An 11,586-nucleotide genomic window follows, 5' to 3' on the forward strand; every position below is an offset into this window, starting at 1 on the left:
TCACGGATTAAAATGTGACATTAAGACCAGCTGTGTAGGTACGCGCTTGCGGATACACACCAAAGTCCCGACCGAAGCCAACCGACGAGAATGGGTCGGCGCTCACCTCTGGATCGTAGCCACTGTAGTTGGTAAACGTGAGTAGGTTCTGACCCGTCACGTACAACCGAACGCCACTGATTTTGGCCCGTTGCAGAAACTTGTTGGGCAGATTGTAGGCAACCGTCAGGTTTTTCAGCCGAACGTAGGTGCCATCTTCTATGAAGCGGGTCGAGAATCGGTTGTTCTGGTTGGGGTCGTACCGAACCGCCCGCGGAATAGTTGTATTGGTATTCGTTGGCGTCCAGCGATTCAGCACCGCCGTTGTCTGGTTGAGCGGGTCCGACATGCCTTCGATGGTTACCCGGTTCTGGTTGTAGATGTCGTTGCCGAAACTACCCTGGAAGAATAAGCTTAGTTCGAATCCTTTGTACGAGAAGTTGTTCGTGAAACCAGCGATGAAATCCGGGTTCGGATTACCGATGATGGTCCGGTCATTGGCGTCAATGCGTCCGTCGCCGTTCAGATCCGCAAAGCGAATATCCCCCGGTTTTGGCTGACCCGGCTGCGTGGCGGCACTCGCAATTTCGTCCGTCGTCTGGAAAATACTCTGCACCTGGTAGCCGAAGAAAGCACCCAGCGGAGCCCCTTTCTGCGTAATCGTGTAATCGCCGATGATAGTCCGGTCTACTTCCTGGCCCTGCTCGTTGCGGAGCGTACCGATGTCGATTACCTGGTTGCGGTTCAGCGAGAAGTTCAGGTTGCTCGACCAGGTAAAGCCATTGCCTTCGCTCTGGATGTTGGTGCTGTTGATTCCAATTTCAAACCCTTTGTTCTGAACGGTACCGATGTTCTGAATGGTCTGCGGATTTTGGGCACCGGCATTGAACGGCAGGGGTACGCTGGTCAGCAGGTTCCGGGTTTGTTTTAGATACGCGTCGAGCGTAACCGTCAGCCGGTCTTTAAAGAAACCCGCGTCGATCCCTGCGTTGTACTGGTAGGTCGTTTCCCAACTCAGGGCGTTGTTGCCAATGCGATCAGGGGCAATACCGCCCGAAATACCGCTGGTACCGGCGTAGTTGTAACCTGAACCATAAGTGCTGAACCGGTCGTAAGCACCAATCTCCTGGTTACCGTTAGCCCCGAAGCTAGCCCGAATTTTCAGGTCATTGATGGCTTTGCCCTGCGGGAAGAACGGCTCACGCGATAAGCGCCAGCCCAGCGACAAGGCCGGGAAATAGCCAAAGCGATTGTTCGGCGCAAACCGGCTCGACCCATCGGCCCGTAAGCTCAGCGTAGCCAGATACCGTTCGTCGTAGTTGTAAATCGCCCGCGCAAACAAGCTGAACAAACCCCACTGGTCCTGGTAACTTGATGGGCGCGTAAACTGCGTTCCTGCCGACAGATACGGCACGGCATTGGATGGGAAACCGGTCACCGAAGCGCCCGACGTAAACCGATCCGACGCCTGTACCGACTGTCCCGCCAGTAAGGTCAGGTTGTGCTTGTCGCCGATGTTTGGGTCGTAGGTCAGCGTATTTTCCCACAGCCAGATAAGCTGCTGGTTGGTTCCCGTACGGGCACTACCGCGTGTGGCCGGGCTGGCATTCTGCGTACCCGGATAGTTGCGGGATATAAATTCGTTTTCGATCTGCGACCGGAAATCCAGTCCCAGCGAGCTTCTGAATGTCAGATTTTTCAAAACGTCGAACTCGCCGTACGCGTTGCCGATGACCTGGTAGATCACCGCGTTGTTCCGCGTTTCGAGCAGGTTACCCACCGGGTTGTCGAACTGCTGGAACGGGTTGATGCTGTAGGTGCCGTCGGCGTTGCGAATCGGAATGGTCGGTATCTGCGCCAGCGCGCCCAAGACCGTACCGGAGTTTCCAGCGCCTAATTCACTACGAACGCTACCGTTGGTGTTCGTGCGGCTCAGGTTCAGGCTAGTTCCTAACCGGAAACGCGTACTCATCTGCTGATCCAGGTTCAGTTTGAAGCTGTACCGGTCGAAGCCGGAGTTCTGGGCAATACCGTCCTGTTTGAAGTAACCACCCGATACGTAATATTTCGTTTTGTCGGTACCACCACTCAGGCTGATTTGGTAGTTGCGGATAGCCGCCTGCCGATAGACTGCATCCTGCCAGTCGGTGTTGTACGGCAGCGAATCCAGGTTGGCAAACGAAGGCGACTGACCGGCTGCGGTTTGGGCATCGTTATAATACTCGGCAAACTGACGCGAGTTCAGCATGGGCAATTTTTTGCGAAGCTGCTGGATACCGTAATAGGCGCTGAAATTGACCTGCGCCTTGCCGGTTTTACCCCGCTTGGTCGTGATGACGACAACCCCGTTCGACGCCCGTAGCCCGTAAATGGCCGCAGCGGCTCCGTCTTTCAGCACGTCAATCGACTCAATATCGCTTGGGTTGATCGTGTTCAGCGGATTTGGGCGCTGGTTGCCGACACCGAGCTCGCGGTCGTAGGTTGGCAGAACGGGTACGCCGTCGATCACGTACAGGGGCGAGTTGGTCAGACTGACGGAGTTATTGCCCCGAATCCTGACGTTGATACCCGCGCCCGGCGCACCGGTAGGGGAGGTCACCTGAATACCGGGAGCCTGACCCTGAAGCGCCTGATCGAAACCCGCAACGGGCTGCCGCTCGATGGACTGGCTGTTTACCGACGTAACGGCGGTGGTTAGCTCCTGCCGACGCTGGGTACCGTAACCGACTACGACCACTTCAGAAAGCGATTTGACATCTGTTGCCAACGTTACGTTGAGCGTGGTTCGGTTATTAACCGGAACCTCTTGCCCGACGAACCCGACAAAGCTGAAAACTAGCACCGCGTTGTTGTCGGGGACCGTCAGCGTGAAGTTGCCGTTAACATCGGTAACGGTTCCGGTCGTAGTTCCTTTGATAACAACGCTTACACCGGGCAGCGCTTCGCCCGCATCACTGGTTACTTTCCCGGATACGGAGAGGGCGGCCCGTTCGACGTTTGGGCGTTGCTCGGGTGTTGTTGCGGCTACCGCACGCTTCAAAATAATTTGTTGACTCGATACTTCGTAATTGATCTGAAGGGGTTTCAGCAGATTGTCGAGGATCGTAGCCAGCGTTTGGTTCCGCATCGAAAAGCTTACCCGTCGGTCGGCCCGAATCAGCTCGGAGCTGTACAGAAAACGTACCTGAGCAGTTTTTTCTATCTGTTCCAGCACGCTTTCAACGCTCTGGTTGGTGCACGTAATGTTAATTCGTCGATCAAGTAGTTCTTGTCCCTTGCTATCGTGCGCCAGGGACATACCCGCAAATACGACGGCTATAATGAACTGAAAGAGACCAATTTGCATGATTTTAGAGACCTGCTCACGCAACTGTCGTTTATTTTTCATATTTTTTCACGCTTAATGTTAATTCTCTGGAATTGGCAACAAAGTTCCGTTAGCCTCGGCGAGGCCAATGTTTGGCGACATTGTACGGATGCACTACGGGGTCGTCGGTGCTGCAACACCGGCGGCCTTTATCATTGGGTGGTAATCAAGCTGTGGCGATTTATGTCATAGGTGGTTCTGGGTTTTATTGGTTGGTTTTTGAATCTAGTTAGTGATTGTAGCGCTGGTTGGCGAATAGGCGCTTACAAACCATGAACTCACTGGCATCCCTGACTCGTGATGATAATCTGACCGTCTACTACCTCGTAGCTGGATTCGGTTCCGGCGCAGATCCATTCCAGTTTTTTGTAGAGCGATTCATCATCCAGCCGGGCAGTCAGGGTACAGTTGGCCATCAGCGCTTCGTCAAAAACGATATCGACTCCGTAGGCCCGTTCCAGTGCTGCAAATACATCCGCAATGGGTGTTTGTTTAAAGACAAAAGCGGTAGTAAGGATTTGGTTGTCAACCCGAAGCGGTTGGGCTATCAAGGATCGAACCAGTCGCTTATCGACCCGCATCCACGTTGCCTGCTGATTCGGCATCAGAATCATACCGCCTAACTCCCGGCTTGTTTTCTGAATGCCCGCGTCTTTATCCGCCTGGGCAAAAACCGAAACCTTACCCGTCCGGACGGTTACCGAAACGTTCTGGTCTTTCTCGTACGCTTTGACAAAAAAGCTGGTGCCTAATACTTTGGTGACTAGCTCGTTGGCGTAGACCAGAAACGGTTTTCCCGGATTTTTATGGATCTGGAAAAAAGCTTCGCCTGTCAGGTACACCTCACGCGTTTGGGTATTGAACTGCTTGGGGTAGCTGAGACGGCTGTTTTTGTACAGGACGATGGTACTTCCGTCGGAGAGAGTCACCTTTTTGGGCTGCGAGCCACTGTTCTCTACCTCCACAAGCGGCTGAGTAGCGCTTTCGAGTAAGTGTGCATAGGAATTTGTGGTTGACGATTCTGGTTTTAACTGAGTCTGGTAGAGCCACAACAAACCAAGCAGCAAGGCTACCGAAGCCGCCATGTAATACCAGGTTGCGCTGATCCGCCGGACAATCGGTGCGGTAGGTTCTTCGCTCGCCGGCATAGCTTGCGCCCGCTGAACCAACTGCGCTACCTTCTGATCAATATGCTCGTCAGAAAGCAGCAGTAGATTCCCCTTGATCGTCAGTAGCTGCTGACGAGCCTGTTGAATAGTCGCTTTTTGGGCTGGATGATCCGTTTGCCACTGTTCCCAAAAGATGTCATCCTGCGGAAGCGGGTTAAAAACCCAACGCCGGAAAGCAACGTCTTCTAAAAAATCGTCAAACTCGAAGAATTGATAATCTTTCATTGAAAAAGGCAGTTAGGTGCCTCTACATAATGGATTATCCCTTTTCGGTGGCTTTATACTTACTTTTTTGTAAAATTATTTTTTCCGCTGTTAAAGAGGTTGTCTACGGTCTTGGTTCGACATCGTTTTTGTCCTCCTGACGACAGGAAGGATCTTCAAGAATGACCTTTAATGACTATTCGCGAAGATCCTTCCTATCGTCAGGAGGACAAAAAACAATCTAATGGCCTTTCGATGAACCAATTACAGCGTTCACATAAACAGGCTATAATACAGGAGCAGGAGGTAGGTCCAATGGTCGCGGAGCCGTTTGAGCGAGTTCTGGAGCAGGTTGGCAACGGACTGCGAATTGATGCCCATCGTTTGGGCAATCTGTTCGTACGTCAGGTTTTCGTAGTAACGCAGGTATAGGGCTTCCTGCTGGCGTTTCGACAGGTCGGCTACGCGGTTCTTTAATTGTTGCGTGGTTAGCTGCCAGTTTTCTTCACTGATAATTCGGTTTTCAACTCCCGTGTCGTCACTTACGTCGAGCCAACCCTGTAACGTTTCGTTTACGGGCAGGTGCTTTTGGTGGAGTTTAATAAAGTGATGCCGAAGTGTTTTTAGCAGGTAGAATTTAACAAACAGCGTGTCGTTCAGGTGAGCGCGATGTTCCCATAGCTTCAGGAAAATATCCTGAATCGAATCTTCGATTAACGTTGTGTCTTTGGTAAACTTCGTGGCGTAGTTAAAAAGCGTCTGGTAATACTTTTTTGCCAACTGACCCAACGCAACGGTATTACCTTCCCGAAACTGCTGCCATAACGCATGGTCATCGTCGGGTGAGAAACTAGGAGGAACAGACATGCAATCGGTAATCTAATGGGTCAGGCGAACACGCTTGTATCTATGGCAACACTTTTGGCTAAAAAAAGCTTCATTTTCTCCTACTAAATTCTACTGGATCAATCGAACGAACGATACCATCGGGTGTTGTTCGTGCATGGAATTGCGAAGACTCTAAAGTATCTGAGCTATCAGCAAAAGACTGTTAGACAAGAGAAGCTTGGCTTTTACCGTAAAGAAGAACCAAAGCGATGATACAACTACTGCGTATAAACGGCTAATAGCCAGCGGCCTGTCCATCTTTGCGCATTTCGCTGGCACCCCAATAGATCCGGTTCAGACTATCCCACTGAATAGCCTGATAGCCACCAAAAAAATCGGTGTCGATCAGACGGTGTCCCCGGCGTTCCAACTCATCCCGAACGGTCTTGTCTATGCCGCTTTCGAGCGCTAGCCGGCCCCCGTCTTTCATAACCGTTCCAATTGGTTCGCTACTACCCGAATGACTGAACCGGGCGGCATCTCCGGCTTCCTGCACGTTCATGCCAAAATCAATAATGTTGCAAAGCACCTGGGCGTGTCCCTGAGGTTGCATGGCACCGCCCATGACGCCAAAGCTTAAAAACGGTTCTTTATTTTTGGTGACGAAACCCGGAATGATCGTGTTGAACGGGCGCTTGCCCGGCGCGTAGTGGTTGGCATGATCGGGCTGCATGTTGAAGCTCGTGCCCCGGTTGTGAAAGACAAAGCCCAACCCGTCGGGTACCATGCCGCTCCCGAACTCAAGCATGTTGCTTTGAATCAGCGAGACGATATTTCCCTGATCGTCGGCTGCGGTCAAATACACCGTATCGCCCGCGCGTAAGGTCGGATCGTTAGCATCGATGCGCTCGGCAGCTTTCTTGGGGTCGATCAATTTGCGTCGACGAGCTGCGTAGTCTTTGTTCAGTAAAGCGGCTACGGGAATCTTTGAAAAGTCGGGATCGGCATAGTACCGTGCCCGATCTTCGAAGGCTAACTTCTTGGCTTCAACCAACAAATGCAGATAATCCGCGCTGTTGTGCCCCATGCTTTTCAGGTCAAAGCCTTCCAGGATGGTGAGCATCTGCAACACGGCAATCCCCTGACCGTTGGGCGGTAGCTCGTAGACATCGTAGCCCCGGTAGTTTACCGAAACCGGATCAATCCAGGTGCTTTTGTGATTAGCCAGATCGTCTTTACGCAGGTATAATCCCGCTCGGCGGGCGTAATGGTCAATCGCTTCGGCCACAGCTCCTTTGTAAAAGCCATCCCGACCGTTAGCAGCAATTTTTTCGTAGGTATTGGCTAGGTCTGGGTTCCGAAATAACTGTCCTTCGATCGGCGCTTTTCCGTCGATCAGAAACGTTTTACGGAAATTCTCAAATTCAGAAACGACGGCCTGATTGTCGGCTAACCGACGAGCGGCAACCTGCCAGGAATACGCAATCACCTGAGGGACTGGAACGCCTTCGCGGGCGTAGCGAATGCTCGGGGCGAGTAAGTTGGCAACGGGTAATTTTCCGAAACGCTTGTGTAATTCAAACCAGCCATCGACCGCGCCGGGAACCGAAACCGACAAGGGACCGTAGAGCGGTATCTGCGTCTGCTTGCCCAGTAACCCTTTCAACGTCTCGTACGACAATCCTTTTGGTGAACGTCCGCTTGCATTCAGGCCGTACAGTTTCCGGTCCTTAGCTGACCAGACAATGGCAAATAAATCGCCCCCAATGCCGCCGTTGTTCGGTTCGATAACGCCCAACGCAGCGTTGGCCGCAATCGCTGCGTCGATGGCAGTTCCGCCTTGTTTCAAAACATCCAGACCGATCTGCGTAGCAAGCGGATGACTCGTTGCCACCATGCCATGCTTGCCCAGCACCGGACTGCGGGTCGCGAAGTTAAGGCCACTAATGCGGTCGCCTTTGCCGGTAATGGGTTGGCCAAAAAGCGGACACGTAAAGAGGCTTATAAAAACGGTTAGATAACGGACACAACGAATGGTCATGGTTACAGGCTAAAAAGGCAACTTCCCGAAAGTTAGGTGCTTTCGGGAAGTTGAGAAATGTACTACATCCAGGATGCTATTCGGTTAAACCTTTCAGATAGGCAATACTTTGCCGAACCTGCGTATCCTCGTGGTTGCTTTCGTCTTCGATGAAATAATGCTTGATGCCAACTTTCTTAGCGGCCTTCAATACCGCTGGCATATCGATTTGGCCTTGTCCTAGCACTACGTCGTTTTCGGGAGGGGTACCACCACTCAGATCGCCTTTGATACCTTTTTTGAGGTCTTTCAGGTGCATTAGTTTCCAGCGGCTACCGTACTTGTTCAGCAGCTTGACCGGATCGGCTCCACCGTGGGTAGCCCAGAGAATATCCATCTCAAACGATACGTATTCTGGCTTGGTGTTCTGAACGATGTAATCGAACAGGGTACCGTTCTGATAAGGACCGAATTCGTAACCGTGGTTGTGGTAGCAGAACGTCAGGCCATTGTCTTTCAGGATTTTGCCCACGCGGTTAAAATCTTCGACGGCCTTCTTTGCGTTGTCGATGGTGAAGTTGTTTTTTTCGTGCGGTATCCAGGCGACCATGACGTACGAAGCGCCCAGTATTTTGGCATTCTTGATAACGCTTTCCGGATCTTTCACGATCTGCTCATAGCCAGCGCCCGTTGCCGGAACCTTGATACCCCGTTCGTCGAGCATTTTCTTGAATTCTTCGGTGGTTACGCCTTTGGGAGCGCCCCCTTCCAGCTCGGTAAAGCCCAGGGCTTTGATGGTATCCAGCGTAGCTGTGACACTTTTAGGAAAATACGCCCGGTAGGTGTACGATTCGACGCCGAGGGGAAAGGTGTAGAGCGGCTTGCGGGATTGAGCACAGACGAAGCCAACCGAAGCCAGCAAAACGAGAAATGATGAATAACCTATTCTAAACATGATTGACTAAGTTGAGGCTATCCGGTTAAAGCTTTTTTAGGGTGACTACTACTTGTTTTCAGGCACGGCTTTGCGCTAAAAAGGTGAGCCACCCCGACTGTCGGGGTGGCTCGTTCGTTAAAATAGAGGAGGTAGTAGGTATTATTGTTGGTTATGCTTCGGCAAGAACGCCCAGTTCCTGGCCTACTTTCGTAAACGCAGCTACCGCCCGTTCGAGATGCTCCGGTTCGTGACCCGCCGAAATCTGCACGCGAATCCGCGCTTTGCCGTTCGGGACTACCGGATAGAAGAAACCAATGACGTAAATGCCTTCCTGCAACAGCCGAGCCGCAAATTCCTGCGCGAGTGGTGCGTCATACAGCATGATCGGCACAATAGGGTGTTCGCCGGGCAGAATATCAAATCCGGCGGCTGTCATCGCTTCACGGAAGTAGCGCGTGTTGGCTTCCAGCTTATCGCGCAGGGCCGTCGAACCTTCCAGAATGTCGAGTACTTTAAGCGATGCGCCGACGATAGCTGGAGCTAATGTGTTGGAAAACAGATAAGGACGTGACCGCTGGCGAAGCAGTTCGACAATTTCCTTACGCGCGGCTGTGAACCCACCCGACGCACCACCCAGGGCTTTGCCGTAGGTTCCGGTAATGATGTCGATGCGGCCCAGCACGTTCCGGTATTCGGGCGTTCCGCGACCAGTTTTGCCCATAAAACCGCTGGCGTGGCATTCGTCAACCATCACCATCGCGCCGTATTGATCGGCCAGATCACAGATTTTGTCCAGCTGAGCAATGGTGCCGTCCATTGAGAAGACACCGTCGGTTACGATGAGCGTCCGGCGGGCCGACGAAGCTGCTTTTAGCTGCGCTTCCAGATCAGCCATGTCGTTGTGCTTGTAACGGAACCGCTTGGCTTTGCACAACCGGATACCGTCGATGATCGACGCGTGGTTTAGCTCGTCGGAGATAATGGCGTCTTCTTCGTTCAGCAACGGTTCGAATACGCCCCCGTTCGCATCAAAAGCCGCTGCGTACAGAATACAATCTTCGGCTCCAACGAACTCAGCGGTCCGGCGTTCCAGCTCTTTATGAATATCCTGTGTTCCACAGATAAATCGCACCGACGACATACCAAATCCGTGCGTGTCGAGGGTGTCGTGGGCAGCCGCCACCACGTCGGGTTGCGAAGACAAGCCCAGGTAGTTGTTGGCGCAGAAGTTCAGTACTTCCCGACCGTCGTGGATGGCGATCACCGACGACTGAGGGGAGACGATAATGCGTTCTGATTTATACAGACCGGCTTCTTTGATGGTATTCAGCTCCTGCTGAAGTTGTTCTTTGATCGTTCCGTACATGTTGTTTAGTGGATTGAGACGAGCGGTTGGTAAACGGCTGTCAGGTTGGTAATCATGTCGTGCGTCATGCGGGCCAGATCGAAGGCGGGTTTCCAGCCCCAATCCTGCCGGGCCACCGAATCGTCGATGGTTTTCGGCCAGGAGTCGGCAATGGCTTGCCGGAAATCAGGCTTGTAGCGCGTAACAAAATCCGGGAAGTACGTCTGGATGGCAGCTGTCAGCTCGGCGGGCGTAAAGCTCATACCCGCCAGATTGTACGACGTCCGAACGCTGATTTGCGACTGGGGAGCTTCCATCAGTTCCAGCGTTGCCCGTAGCGCATCGTCCATGTAGATCATGGGCAACCGCGTATCGTCGGCCAGAAAGCACTCAAACGAATGTCCCTGAACGGCTTCGTGGAAAATAGATACCGCATAATCGGTGGTGCCACCGCCGGGCATAGACTGGTAGCTGATCACGCCGGGATAACGCAACGAGCGAACATCCAGACCGTAGCGGTTGTGATAATAAAGCGACCAGTTTTCAGTGGCTACTTTGCTGATACCGTACACCGTCGAGGGGTCCAGAAAAGCGTTTTGTGGGGTTTCGTACTTAGGGGCGTGGTCGCCGAAAGCCGCTATCGAACTCGGAATAAATACCTTTTTTACCTTATGCAGCCGCGCTACTTCGAGTACGTTGAGGGCGGTCTGCATGTTTAGATTCCAGGCCCAGAGCGGGTCACTTTCCCCTTTGGCCGACAGTACAGCGGCCAGGTGATAAATCTGCGTTACCCGGTGCCGCCGAACCACTTCGGTCAGCGCATCGGGCTTCGTTGCGTCGAGTAATTCAAAGGGACCGTGTTCAGACTGCGGTCTGCGTAAATCAGCCGCAATAACGTTGTTCAAACCAAACGAATCCTGTAACCGGGGCAGTAACGCCGTGCCGATCTGTCCGTTTGCGCCAATTACTAAAATAGTTTCTCGTTTCATCGTCAATGAATGCTAAGGAAACGTATGTAACAAGCGAAATAGTTGTTGATGAAGTGTCCGTTGATGAGGCAACTATTTCTTCTGCAAAGTTATATTTGCCGTTAATAAATAGATAGATCTTTATAGAATCCGTTATTATTATGGTATGTGACGACGGGGACAGTTATATTTACGGGTACAGATAGGAGACAATTACACTCAATAGAAAAATTTTCGGCATGGAATTAATCGACGAAACCGATAAGAAGTTACTACGGCTATTACAGAAGGACGCGAAGCTGACAACAAAGGAATTGGCTGCGCAACTGGGCCTTACTTTGTCGCCGGTTTACGAGCGAATCAAGCGTCTGGAAGGGCTTGGTTTTATCAAACAGTACGTCGCTGTGCTGGACAAAGGGCTGTTGGGTCAGCCCATAACAACGTTCTGTCAGGTGTCGATGCGTTACCACGACAAAGCGTTCATTGACAAATTTGAAGAGGAAGTGCAGAAGCTGGAGGAGGTACAGGAGTGCTACCACATGGCCGGACAGGTGGACTTTTTGCTCAAAATCCACGTCGGTAGCCTGAACGAATACCACGATTTTGTAAAGTACAAACTGTCGCAGATTGAAAATATCGGTGTGCTCAACAGTACGTTTGTCTTAAAGGAAATCAAGCACAATCTAGGCTATTTTATCCCTTAGACGTG

The 11,586-nt window shown here is 51.9% G+C and carries 8 protein-coding genes; 1 reads left to right on the forward strand and 7 read right to left on the reverse strand.

The features are described 5' to 3' along the window. Window positions 1-7: 7 nt before the first annotated feature. From LQ777_RS08425 to LQ777_RS08455, 7 genes are all read right to left on the reverse strand, one after another. Entirely contained in the window at window positions 8-3,427 is a 3,420-nt protein-coding gene (locus LQ777_RS08425) for a TonB-dependent receptor (RefSeq protein ID WP_232562076.1), read from the reverse strand. Window positions 3,428-3,684: 257 nt separating this feature from the next. Beyond that, entirely contained in the window at window positions 3,685-4,800 is a 1,116-nt protein-coding gene (locus tag LQ777_RS08430) for a FecR family protein (protein WP_232562077.1), read from the reverse strand. Window positions 4,801-5,052: 252 nt separating this feature from the next. Beyond that, the gene (locus tag LQ777_RS08435) at window positions 5,053-5,646 is read right to left on the reverse strand and encodes an RNA polymerase sigma factor (RefSeq protein WP_232562078.1); all 594 of its coding nucleotides are present in this window, start codon (window positions 5,644-5,646) and stop codon (window positions 5,053-5,055) included. A 256-nt stretch (window positions 5,647-5,902) separates the two neighbouring features. Next, the gene (ggt, locus tag LQ777_RS08440; RefSeq protein ID WP_232562079.1) at window positions 5,903-7,648 is read right to left on the reverse strand and encodes a gamma-glutamyltransferase; all 1,746 of its coding nucleotides are present in this window, start codon (window positions 7,646-7,648) and stop codon (window positions 5,903-5,905) included. A gap of 76 nt (window positions 7,649-7,724) precedes the next feature. Continuing rightward, window positions 7,725-8,582: a sugar phosphate isomerase/epimerase family protein gene (locus LQ777_RS08445; protein WP_232562080.1), complete on the reverse strand. Its 858-nt coding sequence runs from the start codon at window positions 8,580-8,582 to the stop codon at window positions 7,725-7,727. Window positions 8,583-8,733: 151 nt separating this feature from the next. Then, entirely contained in the window at window positions 8,734-9,930 is a 1,197-nt protein-coding gene (gene kbl, locus LQ777_RS08450; RefSeq protein ID WP_232562081.1) for a glycine C-acetyltransferase, read from the reverse strand. Between the two features lie 5 nt (window positions 9,931-9,935). Beyond that, window positions 9,936-10,898: an NAD-dependent epimerase/dehydratase family protein gene (locus LQ777_RS08455; RefSeq protein ID WP_232562082.1), complete on the reverse strand. Its 963-nt coding sequence runs from the start codon at window positions 10,896-10,898 to the stop codon at window positions 9,936-9,938. 218 nt (window positions 10,899-11,116) lie between these two features. Here LQ777_RS08455 and LQ777_RS08460 point away from each other — a divergent pair, with 218 nt between their 5' ends. Continuing rightward, window positions 11,117-11,581, forward strand: a complete 465-nt coding sequence (locus tag LQ777_RS08460) for an Lrp/AsnC family transcriptional regulator (RefSeq protein ID WP_232562083.1) — start codon at window positions 11,117-11,119, stop codon at window positions 11,579-11,581. Window positions 11,582-11,586 lie beyond the last annotated feature (5 nt).

The organism is Spirosoma oryzicola (assembly GCF_021233055.1).
Classification (GTDB): Bacteria; Bacteroidota; Bacteroidia; order Cytophagales; family Spirosomataceae; genus Spirosoma; species Spirosoma oryzicola.